Below are 14,681 nucleotides of genomic sequence, written 5' to 3' on the forward strand. Positions count from 1 at the left end.
GCGTGTATTCTGGTTTTTATTCTGGTTTTTTTATATTACAAGTCATTGGAAGTTTTCTGGCTATCAGAGCTGTTGTCGGGATAATCCATTGAACAGATCTTTTCTGATCTCTCTAAATAGTATTCAAAGAGTTCTTTTCCCCAGATCAGGGCGCAGGGTTCAAAGCTAAGAAGGCACTGTCCTTCAAATTGTCCTTTCTTATTGAAAAAACCTATCAATAAAGCATTTTCCGATATAGCAATCAATGAAGGACTTTCAAGTGGAGAACCTGAGCGCACAAAAATGGAGGCGTTTTTCTTTTCCAGGATTTTCTCTCCCGTATCCCGAAAATCTCCTGAAAACCTATCAAAGGAACCTCTGCTAAGGATGAGCTGCACCTTAACATCTTTTTTTGCGAGCTCCAGGGAGAAAGAAGGAATTTGAGGGTGAAAATAAGAAAAAAGGAGCATAACCTTTGAAGATCCGATAAAATGATTAATCAGTTCCGGAAACAGATCAAATCCGTGAGTTAGCTTGAGTTCTACAAGCTGGCTTCTTTTAATCTCCCCTATCCGTTTTAACAGATGAAAAGGAACGGAATCCAGTTTTCTGTAGCTCCAGAAATAATCATTCTCTTCAAATACACTGGCTGTATCCAGTAAAAGCCTGGTTTTTTTAACTAATATATTACCTATGATAGAAAGACAATATACATCTCCTTTCTGAACAATTAAACCTTCTTCTTTTAATTTTTTTATGTGAGGAAGCAGGGAAATCCTGGGGACCTGAAGCAGATAAAGAATTTCATCAATATTTCTAGGCCCTTCTGCCAGTAGTAATAGAAAATTTTTCCTTTTGTCGGAAAATAAAAGTAGATTAACAAGCTGCAGTTTCATCTGAGTTATGCCTTCTAACGCTAATCAGCATTTATAAGGAAATGCAATAGTATGAAGATTTTACATAATTATAGTACTGATAATATTTTAAATAATTACAGTACTTATATTATCATTAATGTATATATGTGAACTGCCACTCAGCTAAAAACTGAGTGGATTCTTAGTTCATTCCTCCTTCCATTGAGGGCAAGTCCCCAAGCTCTTCCCCACGTTCCATAGGTGTTACAATCCAATTAGATTTTGCTCTATGAGAGCGAATTTTTTGATATTGATTGCGGCATTTATGTCCCTATCATGTTTTGTTTTACAATCGGGGCAAGTCCATTCTCTGTCTTTTAACTGAAGCTCATTACCATCTTCAACAAGGATACTGATGTAGTAGCATCCTTTACAAGTTCTCGAAACGGTAGCTGTTTTAAGTTCGCCTTCAAACTTTCTATGTCTTTCTATGTAGAACTGTTTTAATTGGTTTTATTTTAGGAAGCTTGACAGTGTTATTTTCAAAGTCTACAGAATGATGCTGAGGCACAGGGATAAACTGTATATGATTTTTCTTTTACTTGAACTTAGGGAAGGAATCTTTTCTGCCCTGGTTGAACTGCGGGCTTATGCCATGTACACCTCTCCGGAAGAAGCTGAATGGATAGCCGAAACATGGGTAGAAACTGCACCCACATATAGTTTTGATGGATTTGCCCTCGATCTGGAAGACCATGAGATGCTTGAAACATTCCCGGAGCAGCATGTTCTGAACTATACATTTACAAGCAGTCACAACGGCTACGGAAACAGGACAGACCAGATTGTAACCGAAGCTCACACCCTTCACAGCATAGAAGTCATTGTTTTTGAGGGGAAAGTAATGTCTGCTTTAATCGATGGGGAATGGGACGAAATCTCCCAGAAGCTTCTTAAAAAAGAGCCTGATGATAATGGGAATACTACAGGAACCTCAGGAGTCGAAGGAAACACTGTAGAAATGAAGTACCTTACATCTGAAGAGAAGACTCCCTGGGACCAGTGGTATGAAGAAGGGAACATCCAGTTTATTAAAGCTCCCACCCCGTCAGAACTGAAACACTTACTATGGGACCGTTTATGGCATAGAGATCTCTGACATACAGAGGGTTGATAGTTGCGACCTTAGGTATCTCTGTGGAGAGGAGTTTTACATTGGCAAGGTAAGAAAGCGATTCGTCGAAAATGAAAGAGCTGGGATGGACAGACCTGGGAGAGTATTAAACCCTTCTTAAAAAAACCATTCTTGAATAAAATAGTCCGGAAAAAGAAAATACAAAAAAACACCTTTCTTTTTTACTTCTAGGTGCTTTCCATATTCAGATAAATGAAACTTCCCGATACCGGAAAGAAAATCAGTTATTACTACTGCTGCCACTGCTCTCAAAAATGTTATTTGCATTTGGAAACTTTGGGGGTTCCTGATTAACTTGTTGACCCATTCAGGAATCAAGGGGAGAATTTGCCAGTATTTTCTTCCTGCACCGCACCGGACATGGACCTGCCAGTCAACTGGATGAAAAGCAACTTACAAGCCAGTGCTGCATTTAAGAAAGGTAATATACTGAAGAAATGCCCCCTGTTTCAGGAAAATATTTTTCCCTAACCTTGAAACCGATTTTTAAATCTCAGCTGCATATTTCTGCAGCTTTGATCCGTTAGGTTTCCTCTCTGACTCCCGGGTGTCCTCAGCAACTTATTCTTTTCTTCTTTCTCTGTTTTCTTTTTGTGGAAGGGACTGCTCTCCTGCATCGAGCGCGACAAAAATAACACAAGACCGTGAATAAGGTTGGAACCGCGCACTGTACTTTTCCATCAGTTTCCGGAATTGCTAAACCAGATAATGAACTCCGTCCCATGGTCTCTGTTAAGTTCAATACAGCCGTCTATCTGTTCAACAAGGATGGTAAGAAGCTGGAGTCCGAGAGAATCAGCATTTCGGAAATCTATTTCTTCAGGGATTCCTCTTCCGTTATCGGCAACGGTTAATACATAATGAAAATTATTATTTTCCAGGCATTCCGGACATGAACCGGAAAGCCCGTCCAAAGAGCCGGGGTTTTCCTTACTATGCAGGCTTATGTGGATTTCTCCCTCTTTTTTATCTGAAAAGGCGTGTTTCATGGCGTTTGAGACCAGCTCATTTACTATGATGCCAAGGGGTATTGCGGTATCCATGCCAAGAAAAACCTGCTCAAGGTCAAGTTTAAGGCTTAAGCCGTCCTTACCCACACGATATGAATTGAAAATATCGGCAGTCAGTTTCTGCAGATAGCCTGCGAAATCAAGGGCATCCAGGTTATCCCCCCCATGAAGCTCTTCATGGATCAGGGCTATGGATGCGACACGGTTCTGGCTTTCCCTGAAAGCTTCAATCACTTCCCTGTCTTCGAACTTTTCCGCCTGCAAACTGAGCAGAGAGGAGATCACCTGAAGGTTATTCTTTATCCTGTGGTGGATCTCTTTTATCCGGATACGGTCTATTTTTTCGAGGGCTTCTTCAGCCACTTTACGTTCAGTGATATCATAAATCAAACCCTGAATTTTTCCTGAACCTTTAGATTTTCCCGGAATTCTCCGGGAAATTTCCCTTACCCATATTGTCTCTCCATTTTTTTTGCGTATTCGGAATTCATTCTCAACTATAAATTTAGGATTTGATTTTGACTTCTGCCGGTTTTCAAAAACCAAAGGCTGGTCGTCAGGTACAATAATTTCTATCAAACTCACTTTTCCGGAAAGGAAATCCTCTTTCCCGTAGCCTGTCATTTCCTCAACAGGTCCCTGTATGGATATTGGTGCAAAGTCCCCGTCAAGCTGGAATCCTATTCCGGGAAAATGTTGTGAAAACGAATGGTAGCCTTCTTGATCTTTATCTTCCTCAAAGTTTATGTTATTTGGTTCAAGAATCCTGTTTACTCCTATCATTCTGCAGATATGGCTGTATTCATCTCCAAGGAAAATTGTTTTTTGCCTGAAGCTCTCTTCTCTGTGCTTGAGTTCCCTGAAAAGAAGGCTGTAAGGCTCTTCAAACCCGACATCTACGACGGCTTCGTAGATCAGGTAAAAAGACAGAAGTTTAAAATAGTGACCTATGAGATTTGGAAATTCGTTTACATGAGTATACAGGATAAAAGACAGTTCTCCCAAGATTGTAATGATTATGGAAGCTGCAAGCAGCCTGTAAACCTTGTGTTTGAATTTATCTCTGATTATATACAGGGGAAACAGAGAACAGAGGAGTATAAATGAGATTATGTATTCACTCAGGATTTTGAAAGGGGTGAGCCCCGAACCTTCGATATAAACAACCGGGAAATTTTTGAAAATAAAAATTGAAAGCAGGCAGAAGATGGTAATTGCTGCATACACGAGAAAAACTTTCCAGGCAAAAGTGGAGCCTTCAATGGATTCTCTGTGCCTGTTTTCAGCCTCTTTGTTTCTATTCTCTCTGTTTCGTATTAAGAACAGCGGGGCAACTAAGAAGGAAATGCTTTCCAGGTACCTTGCAACTATCCATAACTGGGCAGTCAGGTCAATTCCAAAATCCGGGAAAACTCCCATTCCCCTGAATGTAAGAGCATGCAGAAAATCAACGCTTCCAATGAAAAAAAAAGCAATCCCTATGAGTAAGAGATATCTGTTTTCCAGGCGAGTTCTTGATTTCCACGTCATAAAAAATATTGCATACGCAACATAAACACTGAATAGTTCTGCTAAAGTGTGAAAAAGAAGGTAATTACCAAGGCTGATTAAGTAGAGTAGACCTATTATTGTTATCCAGACTGCAGCCTCATGAAGCCTTACTTTAAATGTTTTTCTCCCTATATGATATATGCAATTGCCCCCTTTTAACGTACTACCTGGAAGTGCTAATCACCCTCTGATAAAATTATATTGAAGTATTCTGTGAAACACCAGAAGGCTGAAATCCCCTGATTTCACGCTTCGTGATATAAAATAATGGACAGAGAAAATAATCGTAAAAAGCAGAGTAAGAAGAAGCCCGGAGGCGCTACACTCCTTTTACTGGATTCTCCTATACAGCAACCCCGAAGATATACTCCCCAAGTGTATTGATCCGGAGCAGGATACGTAGCCTCTAGGCAATCCTTTTCTTATTATCATACTTACTAACTCCCTAACTCCATGAATATAACATTATATTATTAACTATTTTAAATTAATTGCTCAAAAAATTGCTTTCAAACAAAAAATAATTTCGCACGAAATATTTCAAAATGAGCATAAAAATGGATGTGGATTTGTATCTGGTTGAAAACTCCTTATTGAAAATTCCTTATTGAAAATTCCTTATTGAAAATTCCTTATTGAAAATTCCTTATTGAAAATTCCTTATTGAAAATTCCTTATTGAAAATTCCTTATTGAAAATTCCTTATTGAAAATTCCTTATTGAAAACTCCTGCAAAATTTCCGGTTCATCATAATTTCATTAACTTAAAACTCATTCACTCTTTGGATTGTTATACCGGATAGTAAACTCTGTTCCATGATCTCTTTTAAGTTCGATGCGATCATCTATTTGTTCAACAAGAATGTTTACAAGCTGGAGTTCGAGAGGCTCCGGGTTTTGGAAATCTACCTCTTCAGAAATACCTTTCCTATTGTCTGCTACTGTTAACGTATAATCAAAGCCTTTTTCATTCTTGCAGTCTCTGTCTATGCCTGAGTTACCTGGTTTTGAAGCATGATCCTCCACTATGTGCATGTTGATTTGGATTTTTACGTCTGGCAATATCACGGACAAGCTCCTGTATTCGCCCCTGTGATCGGGGGCGCTCCGGAAGTTTCTGGAGAATTTCTCTAATCCATTTCGTTTCTCGGTCTTTTATATGAAGAAGCGTAAAACCCCTGAGTCTTTAGCTCAGGGGATATAAGCGTCAACTTCAACCCTGATTCCGTATGTAATATTCTGCCGCCTCTTTACTAACATTTCCGATAGTAGACGCAAAATAACCATCACTCCATAACGTATTCTCACCCCAATAATACTTTTTCATATATTCTTTTTGAGTTTTCCATAACCTGTTAGTATATTCTTGTTTCAATTTTCTGACAATTGACAAAACGCTAACTTTCGGCTCACTCTTGATCAAGAAATGAATATGGTCTTTGTCAGTTTCCATTTCAAGGATTTCAAAGTTAGACTCTTTTGAAATGTCAATCATAATCTGTTTGAGTTCTTCGCTAATTGGTTCAAGTATGACTTTTCGGTATTTGCAAACAAAAATAACATGATACATTAACAAAAATTTGCTATGATTCCGTGTTTCATACTTCGTATTTACCAAGAAGTATATATGTTGTTAAAGCATATAATACCTTTGTATGATGCAAGCGTTCAAATTTAGACTCTATCCTACAACTACACAAGCTATTCAATTGAATCAGCATATAGGTAGCTGTAGATTTGTCTATAATTGGGCACTTGACCAGAAAATTAAAACTTATGAGCAGACAGGGGAATCAATTTCCAGATTTGACTTAAACAAATTAATTCCTACTCTAAAGGCTTCTTATGAGTGGTTAGGAGAAGTTAACTCTCAATCATTACAGGGGATGACTAAGCAGGTTGAATCCGCTTTCACTAGATTCTTTAGAGAGAAAACAGGGTTTCCAAAGTTCAAATCAAAAAAGAATCCGATACAGTCTTTCCCTGTACCTCAACACTACACTGTAAACTTTGAAAATAATACTATCAAGCTTCCAAAAATAGAACCAATTAAAGCAGTTCTTCACAGGAAGTTTGAAGGAGAGCCTAAAACGGCTACGGTATCAAGGACATGTAAAGGACATTACTACATCAGTATCCTTGTTGAAGATGGAAAAGAACTTCCAGTAAAGGAAGCTTTCACAGAATCAACAACAGTAGGAATTGATGTAGGTATCAAAGACTTTGCTGTCCTTTCAACAGGAGAAAAGGTTGAGAATCAAAAGTACTTGAAAAACTCTCTTAAAAGGCTCAAAGTATTACAGAAAAGAGTCTCAAGGAAACAGAAAGGCTCTAAGAACAGGGCAAAAGCTAAACGAAGACTTGCTGTACTCCATGACAAAATAACAAATCAGAGAAATGACTTCCAGAACAAACTCTCTTTTAGACTTGTTAGCGAAAACCAAGCTGTAGCTCTGGAAACTCTAAATGTTAAAGGCATGGTTAAGAATCATCACTTAGCACAGGCTATAAGTGATTCTGCGTGGAGTAGTTTTGTAATAAAGTTGGAATATAAGGCTCAATGGTTTGGAAAAACCGTCCTGAGAATAGGACAATTTGAACCCTCTTCTAAGCTATGTAGTGTGTGTGGATACCACAATAAAGAGCTTCAGCTAAAAGACAGAGAATGGATTTGTCCAGACTGTAAAACCAAACACGATAGAGACATTAATGCCGCTATCAATATCAAAAAATTCGCTCTCATAGATCAGAATCTAATTGGATTATGACACCGTAGGGACTACGGGGATGAGCTTGGGGACTTGCCCTCAATAGAGGGAGGAATGAACCAAGAAGCCACTCAGTCTTTAGCTGAGTGGTAGTTCACCAGGTTGAAAAATCTATTTCCACCTGTATAAGCCCATAAACTCAGTTTTCCCAGAACTGTCAAAATAATAGATGCTGCAAGCAACCTGAAGACATGGTTTTCAAATCTAACCTTTTAATTTTGGGAACTCAGGTTCTATACTATAAAGTATAAACTCCGGTAATAGCGGGCATATCTAATATCCTTTATGGTTTATTTAAAAAAGTCCTAATTTTGAAAGAAAAATGAAAAATCACTGGATCATGGAATTGTGTCTTACCCGACTCAGTTCCAAAATCCAGTAATAAAAGTAAGTTTAACACTATTAAGAGGCTGTTTTTAAATTCAAACCATTTCTACATTTGGATAGTGGTCATTGCTGACTTTTAATTCAGATTGTAAATTTATTACATCAGGTTTACTCGCTCGATGTGTGAAAGCAAATACATTAGACATCATGGTTAAAATTTACACTTTAGACATTTAACAGTTTAATGACACCGTTTTTCAGTTCAAATGATAATTACTGTCACCATTGTAGAATCAAATTTAATTTTAAGACACGTTCTAAGGCAAAATTAATTTAAAACCCCTCTTCTGTACAGATAAAAAGCTTTATAGATAAAAAGCATTTGAAAATTAAAGAATATTCCAAAACTTTCTGCTTTCATCAATTATACTTTCACCAGCTATGCTTCTACTGGCATCTATTGTTTTAAAGTAGTAGAAATCCGAGATTTAAATAATAATTTATAATAATGTGCATATTAAAGGGTTTTAATATAGCTACCAAAGGTTAACATAGCCATTCCTGTCAATTAATTTGACTCAACAAAGGGGATTAAGGGAAATGAGGATAATCTTTTAAGATAGAGTAGATGCTGGAATAAAATACTAGCTAAGGAACTTTCAAAATACTTAACCATTCAGGATATGCTGATGCTGTTACTTCCGTGGGATTGAGTCCCGGTAGTTTTTGAAGTTGCAAAAAAACTGAATATAAATCTGTCTGGAGGCAATATGAACGTATCATCGAATATTGATAAAGGGAATTCCGGAATTAAGATTCCAATTGATTCGATCACTCTTGAAGGAAACCTGATTATTCCGGAAGGGGCAAAGGGAATTGTTATTTTTGCTCACGGCAGCGGGAGCAGCCGGCACAGCCCACGCAACCAGTATATTGCACAGGAGCTTCAGAGAAGTGGCATTGGGACCCTTTTATTCGACCTTCTGACAGTCGAAGAAGAGAGAATCGATATGCTAACGCGCAATCTCCGTTTTGATATTGACCTGCTTGCAAACCGCCTTGTAAATGTAACAACCTGGATTTTAAGCAACCCTGCTACTAAAAACTTTAAAATAGGTTACTTCGGTGCCAGTACAGGCGCTGCAGCTGCGCTCATGGCTGCAAAAGAACACGGGAACACGATAAAAGCAATTGTTTCGAGAGGAGGGCGACCTGACCTTGCTGAAAGTGCCCTGATATATGTAGATGCACCTACACTGCTTATTGTAGGCGGAAAAGACACTCAGGTAATAGACCTGAACCAGTGGGCTTTTAACAGGATGACCATGCTGGATAAAGAAATTAAAATTGTTCCCGGTGCCACACATCTTTTTGAAGAACAGGGAACGTTAGAAGAAGTTGCTAGTTTAGCCAGGGAGTGGTTTAATGAATATCTTTAAAGAAAGAATATAGAGACGGAAACCCCCCGGTATTCCCAGGCAATTTACGTAACAAAGGTTGCGATAGCTTCAAACGTTTTGCTGACAGGTTTTTAAATTTTTTGCAGGGAGAATGGGTAACAGTTCAGCAATGGTTGCCGATACCGTACATTCCATGTCAGATTTCATGACCGATACCGCAGTAATAGCAGGTTTATACGAGCCATGAGTTCTGGAGCACAAAGCCATTAAGAACTTAGATAGACAAATGTGATATTGGGGAAATTTATGACAAACGAGATAAAAATAGGGGAGACAATCAAGGACTTCCGGTTAAGAGACCAGAAAAGGGAAGAAGTGCATCTTTATGATCTGAAAGGAAAGAAGGTACTCCTGTCCTTTCACCCTCTTGCCTGGACGAAAGTATGTGCAGAACAAATGAAGTTGCTTGAGGAAAACCATGAGCTTTTTGCTGAATTGAACACAGTACCTCTTGGGATAAGTGTGGATTCCATGCCGTCAAAAAAAGCCTGGTCAAGGGAACTTGGTATCATGCACATAAGGCTCCTTTCAGATTTCTGGCCGCATGGAAAAGTCGCCAGAATATATGGAATCTTCAAGGAAAAGGAAGGTGTTTCTGAAAGAGCAAATATAATTATTGACGAAGATCAGAAAGTGGTATTCTTCAAGAAATATCCGGGGCATGAGCTTCCTGATATAAAGGAGGTCATAGAGGTTCTGAAAAATTGAGGATTAGGTTATCAGGTTGTCAGTGAAAATTTACAGATTTAGTTTAGAAAAAAGCCGCCGGGGGGACTTGAACCCCCGACCTGCTGATTACGAATCAGCCGCTATACCGCTAAGCCACGACGGCTCATGGATTGAAAAATAAGCAGACTTAAAATAGCGATCAAGAATTTAACTATTTCGCTCGTAAGAGTTGTTTCCATCCTGCAAAGAGAAGAATTAAAGAGAAGGATAGCAAAAACTGCCAGTTACTTTCTTGCTCTTTAATTATTATTTTTACTGATTCAACTTATTATTTCTCTCTTTTCTGAAAGTACTTGAGGTAGAACCATATAAAAATAAGAGCAACCAGAACTGAGAAGCCTATCATGAAATAGGTAAATGTGGACACTAGAAATCAGCTCCCTGTAGGATTATAATTATGATCTGTAAATAAGCAATTGTAATTAAGCTGTTTTAAGCAACTTTATTGAAATTGACCTGCAAATGTTTAAACATTTCTTTTGCATAGGTTTTCGAAATTTTGATTATATGATTCCTTCTCTTTCACCTGCAAAGAAATTTTTTACTGGTGTATTGGCCCGGCTGCCCATAAGTGCCGGCGTGCAGAAAGCATTTTTCATTCAGAATATTTCCAGGAGTGGGTGGGGGAAGGAAACTTCAAATTATCCTTGCTTCGATGCATATATTATACTGATGAGGGGCATAAGAACGGACTACCCTTTCCTCCAGAATTTCAATCTTCCGTCCTGCTTTTTCCGCAGCTTTTCTGATAAGCTCAATGGAACTTTCGAAGAGGTCGTCTTCAGGAGTCATTCCGTAATAGTGGATTATACCGCCCGGTTTTGTAAGGAAGACAGCGGAGTCCAGGAACTCATGGGCACTGTGGGGAAGGTTCATGATCACATGATCGGCAGTGCCTGCAAATCTTTTTGCTTCTTCCCTGGCATCGCCTTCGATTGTTTCGATATTTTTTGCTGAGTTAAGGGTTATATTTTCCCTGAGGTAGCCGACAGCATCCGGGTTTTTGTCGATTGCAACAACCCTTGCAGGCTTTTTGCTCTTTGCTATAAGGATACTGTAAGGGCCAACACCTGCAAACATATCGACAACAGTATCCCCTTCCAGTATCCAGGAGAGGATACGCGAGCGTTCAGTGGAAAGGCGAGGGGTAAAATATGCCTTTGCAAGGTCAACTTTGTAACGGCACCCGTACTCCCTGTGAACAGTCACGGTTCTGGGTTCGCCTGCCACAATCTCGAATTCCCTTACTCTGAACTCCCCGATCACAGGAGTAAGAGGTTTGAGTACGGTTTTTATGTTTGGATGGGTCAGGAGGAGGGCGTCGGCAATTCTTGAAGCTTTTTGAGGATCAAGATCCGGATCTTCCAGAAGTGCAATATCCCCGATGAGCTCATAAGCCGGATTGAAACCAAGGAGATCCCCAGGCGTGGGTTTTTTTTCCTGAGGCTCAAACTCGAACTCCACAAGTTCGGCTTCTTCGGGGAGCCCTTCCAGTTCATGCAAAAGAAGTTCTCTGGAGAGGGGAATATAGAGAAAAGATTCATCCGAAGCGATCTTCATGGAATTTTCAAGGATTTCAAAGTCAAGGAGTGTTCTCCTTGCAGTTTCTCCTTTCTTTTTGGGAACTTTTATGCATTGCCGTTTCATAGGACTCCGACCTTCTGAAACTTTAAAGTTATCCTTTTGTTATTAAGTTTTCTCAATATCGAAACTGAATCAGGGAATCTCTTTAGAAATTTCGTTACCAAATATCTCTTTATACCTGGAGACATCTAAAATAGAAATAATTGAAAAGTTTTAAAATGGAAAGGAAGGGATAATCTGGTAGTTGAAATGATCCTATATGACCTCAGAACTATATCACTTGGTTTGCAAATAGGAGCTTTATTATTATTTGTGTTAAGCCTGGTCGAACTAAAAAAGAAATCGAAAAAAGGAGGCATGATTGGACATGGAAAGATGGCAACCGAGGGATATGTTCTTGCCTTATTATCGGTTCTTTATATGCTTTATTCGGCTTACAACCTGACAATTAGCGGAAAGGCTCCTTCAGTTATATATACTCACGGTCTTTTTGGAGCCACATCCCTGGCTTTTGGTTTTATTTTCATTATTAACAGATGGAGCTGGAAAACTCGTAGAAATATGAGGATACTGCTGGCTTTATGGGTGCTCACCTTCAGTGGAGGGATATCGTTCTATTTTGCTTTTACTGGAAAGTTCCCCTGAGGAAAAAAATTGAAAAAAAATAAAAGAAAGAACTCCTGAAGGGAAAAAATAGGAGTCTTTTTGTTATATTCTGGGTTTTAGATTGGTTGCAGTCAATAGCTAATGGAATTAATGATAAATTTTGATAATCCCAGAAGATAGTAAAAAGTCTCAAAAATAGAGAGACTACTTCAGGACAACTGAATGGAATTATTATAGTTAAGCATGAAATAAAACCCGAAAATCACTAAAAATCCCCCGCAGACATAAAGAACCATTTCATGGGTGCGCTCGGGAAACAGGGATTTTCCCCGGCTGAAAGATCCGGACACAGCAGTAAACCAGCCTATGTCTGCTGCCCAGTGCCCCAGGAGATAGGCAACAGAGATGAGAAGTCCCAGTTCATTTTCCTTTAACACAAGCGCACTGCCCGCAGTAAGCCACCAGATCCAGAAATAAGGGTTTGAAACGGAGGTTATCAGACCCAATGCAATGGGGTTTGAAGTCAATTTTAAGCCTGAAGAACCTGGGGAAACTCCTGCAGAAGCAGCAGCTTTTGCACCTTTTACAGTAAGCAGTCCGAAAACCACAAGTGAAAGCCCACCAATAACGGAAATAGCTGAGATTGTGCCGCTGCCGATAAGAGATGCAGCTCCAAAAAGAATGAGCACAGAGAGTACAAACTCGACCAGTATATGTCCAAAAACAACTTCAGGACCTGCAAACCATCCCCTTTGGAGAGAAACTTCTATAGTTGCAAAAAGCATGGGGCCGGGGACCAGGGCACCTGTAAGCCCGACAGTGAAGCCTAAGAGAAGGGCTTTGGAAATCTCAATTGTCAGCATTACTAATCATAAATTTTTTAAACGTTTATTATAAATGTATACTACAAATGTATGCTACAAATCTGTGTTATAAATATATGCTACAAATGTGTTCTTTTGAAAAAGAAAAAGGGCTGATAACAGGATGTGAGCATATCTAAAATTACTGTTCTGAAAAAAATGAATGAAAAAAGAGGGCACATTTTTCCCTCCACATACCAGATAAACCTTAAACCCGGCTGGCAAAACGGAAAAAAAAATTTAGAGGATTATCTCGATATCCAGTTCTTCTGCCAGTTCTTTATACCTGTTTCTGATGGTAACTTCCGTTACCCCGGCAACGTCTGCGACTTCGCGCTGAGTCCTCCGCTCACCGCAGAGAATGGATGCAATGTAAATTGCAGCTGCGGCAACTCCTGTTGGACCTCTCCCGCTTGTGAGTTCTTTTTCTGAAGCCTGCCTGAGAATCTCAACGCTCTTTGACTGGACCTCTCCCTTCAGGTTAAGCCCGGAGCAGAACCTTGGGACATAGTCGATAGGGGAAGTTGGCATGAGTTTTAAGGCAAGTTCTCTGGAAATGAAACGGTAAGTCCTTCCAATTTCTTTCCTGCTAACCCTCGAAACCTCTTCGATCTCATCAAGAGTTCTCGGGACACTGCACTGACGGCAGGCAGCATAAAGGGCAGCTGCGGCTACACCTTCAATACTGCGACCGCGGATAAGGTTTTTGTCCACAGCTTTTCTGTAGACAACGGCTGCGGTTTCCCGGACAGTCCTTGGAAGACCAAGAGCAGAAGCCATCCTGTCCAGTTCAGAAAGAGCAAAAGCCAGATTTCTTTCAGTTGCGTTACTTACACGAATTCTACGCTGCCATTTTCTTAAACGATAGAGCTGGGCACGATTTTTGGAGGAGATAGATTTCCCGTAGGAATCGCGATTTCTCCAGTCAATCATTGTGGAAAGCCCTTTATCGTGAATTGTATATGTCATGGGCGCACCCACACGGGAACGCTTCATGCGCTGATCGTGATCGAAAGCTCGCCATTCTGGTCCCTCATCCACAAAGTCGGCATCAATGACAAGTCCGCAGTCCCCACAAACGAGCTCAGCTCTCTCATAATCGTGAACAAGGTTCCTGCTACCGCATTCTGGACATACGGCCTTTTCGTTTTCAAAATTTTGCTCTTTTTGTTTTTCTTTGCGAGCTTTAATCATGGCACGTATTTTTTCTCTTTCAAGAGTGTCCGAATAGCGAACTCTTTCGACTTCTACCATATTATATCACCTTACAAATTAACATGACTATGTTTATGATTCCCTGCAATCTCAAGCCTGCCAATATAAATTACAATAAATATATAAAATAAGGGATAAGAAAACTTGCGGCTATAACCAGCAAAAAACATATAAACCAGTTAAAGTTAAACCATAACAAAGGGTTAAAACCTTCATCAAATGCCAGAGACCTCACCGAATATAGACTCTTTCATTGACGAGTGCCCGAGTTTCCGAATCAGGAATTCGCTTAAAGCCCTTCACTAAAAAATATGGATGGTTCACAGGTCCGAAGACACTGGCAATTGTACCAATCCGATTCAGGGCCTTGTCAACAACAACCGAATTCAATTTAGGGAGACTACCTGACACGTTATCGGGTTTTACCTCATCCCCTCTAATTATCAGGTTTTTAAGACCTGACCTGTGTAGCACGGTACCGAGTCGTTTCATATCAGCCACGAATTGTTATACCTCTATGCACAGGGCTGAATACCC

General features: G+C 39.7%; 14 protein-coding genes, 1 tRNA gene and 1 pseudogene. 6 read left to right on the forward strand and 10 right to left on the reverse strand.

Going from position 1 to position 14,681, the window contains the following annotated elements; all coding sequences use genetic code 11:
• Window positions 1–35: 35 nt before the first annotated feature.
• Together MSWHS_RS12255 and MSWHS_RS19455 are read right to left on the reverse strand one after the other, a co-directional pair.
• Window positions 36–875: a winged helix-turn-helix domain-containing protein gene (locus MSWHS_RS12255; RefSeq protein ID WP_048129719.1), complete on the reverse strand. Its 840-nt coding sequence runs from the start codon at window positions 873–875 to the stop codon at window positions 36–38.
• A 225-nt stretch (window positions 876–1,100) separates the two neighbouring features.
• Window positions 1,101–1,461 (reverse strand): annotated as a pseudogene (locus tag MSWHS_RS19455) (zinc ribbon domain-containing protein); the annotation flags it as partial.
• Here MSWHS_RS19455 and MSWHS_RS20495 point away from each other — a divergent pair.
• Window positions 1,423–1,995: a hypothetical protein gene (locus tag MSWHS_RS20495; protein WP_052723189.1), complete on the forward strand. Its 573-nt coding sequence runs from the start codon at window positions 1,423–1,425 to the stop codon at window positions 1,993–1,995. The pseudogene MSWHS_RS19455 and the gene MSWHS_RS20495 sit on opposite strands and share 39 nt — an antisense overlap.
• 716 nt (window positions 1,996–2,711) lie before the next feature.
• On the opposite strand, the gene MSWHS_RS12275 is transcribed toward MSWHS_RS20495, so the two are convergent.
• The 3 genes from MSWHS_RS12275 to tnpA all read right to left on the reverse strand — a co-directional run bounded on the left by MSWHS_RS12275 (window position 2,712) and on the right by tnpA (window position 6,219).
• Window positions 2,712–4,733 carry an MASE3 domain-containing protein gene (locus MSWHS_RS12275; RefSeq protein WP_048159140.1) on the reverse strand — a complete coding sequence of 674 codons (2,022 nt, stop codon included), beginning with the start codon at window positions 4,731–4,733 and terminating at the stop codon, window positions 2,712–2,714.
• A 630-nt stretch (window positions 4,734–5,363) separates the two neighbouring features.
• A complete protein-coding gene (locus MSWHS_RS12280) occupies window positions 5,364–5,627 on the reverse strand; it encodes a sensor histidine kinase (RefSeq protein ID WP_156148204.1) in 264 nt (87 codons plus the stop codon).
• 178 nt (window positions 5,628–5,805) lie between these two features.
• A complete protein-coding gene (gene tnpA / locus MSWHS_RS12285; protein ID WP_048129009.1) occupies window positions 5,806–6,219 on the reverse strand; it encodes an IS200/IS605 family transposase in 414 nt (137 codons plus the stop codon).
• A 28-nt stretch (window positions 6,220–6,247) separates the two neighbouring features.
• On the opposite strand from tnpA, the gene tnpB reads away from it, so the two are divergent.
• The 4 genes from tnpB to MSWHS_RS12300 all read left to right on the forward strand — a co-directional run bounded on the left by tnpB (window position 6,248) and on the right by MSWHS_RS12300 (window position 9,855).
• The gene (tnpB, locus tag MSWHS_RS12290; protein ID WP_048159141.1) at window positions 6,248–7,360 is read left to right on the forward strand and encodes an IS200/IS605 family element RNA-guided endonuclease TnpB; all 1,113 of its coding nucleotides are present in this window, start codon (window positions 6,248–6,250) and stop codon (window positions 7,358–7,360) included.
• Window positions 7,361–8,457: 1,097 nt separating this feature from the next.
• Entirely contained in the window at window positions 8,458–9,126 is a 669-nt protein-coding gene (locus MSWHS_RS12295; protein WP_048129713.1) for a dienelactone hydrolase family protein, read from the forward strand.
• 112 nt (window positions 9,127–9,238) lie between these two features.
• A complete protein-coding gene (locus MSWHS_RS21675; RefSeq protein ID WP_231585418.1) occupies window positions 9,239–9,334 on the forward strand; it encodes a hypothetical protein in 96 nt (31 codons plus the stop codon).
• Between the two features lie 59 nt (window positions 9,335–9,393).
• A complete protein-coding gene (locus MSWHS_RS12300) occupies window positions 9,394–9,855 on the forward strand; it encodes a peroxiredoxin (RefSeq protein ID WP_048129712.1) in 462 nt (153 codons plus the stop codon).
• A gap of 52 nt (window positions 9,856–9,907) precedes the next feature.
• Here MSWHS_RS12300 and MSWHS_RS12305 read toward each other — a convergent pair.
• A tRNA-Thr gene (locus tag MSWHS_RS12305) sits at window positions 9,908–9,979 on the reverse strand.
• Window positions 9,980–10,512: 533 nt separating this feature from the next.
• Window positions 10,513–11,523, reverse strand: coding sequence for a class I SAM-dependent methyltransferase family protein (locus tag MSWHS_RS12310; RefSeq protein ID WP_048129711.1), 1,011 nt, complete (start codon window positions 11,521–11,523; stop codon window positions 10,513–10,515).
• 294 nt (window positions 11,524–11,817) lie between these two features.
• Here MSWHS_RS12310 and MSWHS_RS12315 point away from each other — a divergent pair, with 294 nt between their 5' ends.
• The gene (locus MSWHS_RS12315) at window positions 11,818–12,105 is read left to right on the forward strand and encodes a hypothetical protein (protein ID WP_231585419.1); all 288 of its coding nucleotides are present in this window, start codon (window positions 11,818–11,820) and stop codon (window positions 12,103–12,105) included.
• Between the two features lie 170 nt (window positions 12,106–12,275).
• Here the strand turns inward: MSWHS_RS12315 and MSWHS_RS12320 are convergent, their stop codons facing one another.
• The 3 genes from MSWHS_RS12320 to MSWHS_RS12330 all read right to left on the reverse strand — a co-directional run bounded on the left by MSWHS_RS12320 (window position 12,276) and on the right by MSWHS_RS12330 (window position 14,636).
• Window positions 12,276–12,929, reverse strand: coding sequence for a LysE family transporter (locus MSWHS_RS12320; RefSeq protein ID WP_048129710.1), 654 nt, complete (start codon window positions 12,927–12,929; stop codon window positions 12,276–12,278).
• 240 nt (window positions 12,930–13,169) lie between these two features.
• Window positions 13,170–14,183, reverse strand: coding sequence for a transcription initiation factor IIB (locus MSWHS_RS12325; RefSeq protein ID WP_048129709.1), 1,014 nt, complete (start codon window positions 14,181–14,183; stop codon window positions 13,170–13,172).
• A gap of 192 nt (window positions 14,184–14,375) precedes the next feature.
• The gene (locus MSWHS_RS12330; RefSeq protein ID WP_048130661.1) at window positions 14,376–14,636 is read right to left on the reverse strand and encodes a Gar1/Naf1 family protein; all 261 of its coding nucleotides are present in this window, start codon (window positions 14,634–14,636) and stop codon (window positions 14,376–14,378) included.
• Window positions 14,637–14,681 lie beyond the last annotated feature (45 nt).

Origin of the sequence: Methanosarcina sp. WWM596 (genome assembly GCF_000969965.1) — an archaeon.
In the GTDB taxonomy this organism is placed as follows: Archaea; Halobacteriota; Methanosarcinia; order Methanosarcinales; family Methanosarcinaceae; genus Methanosarcina.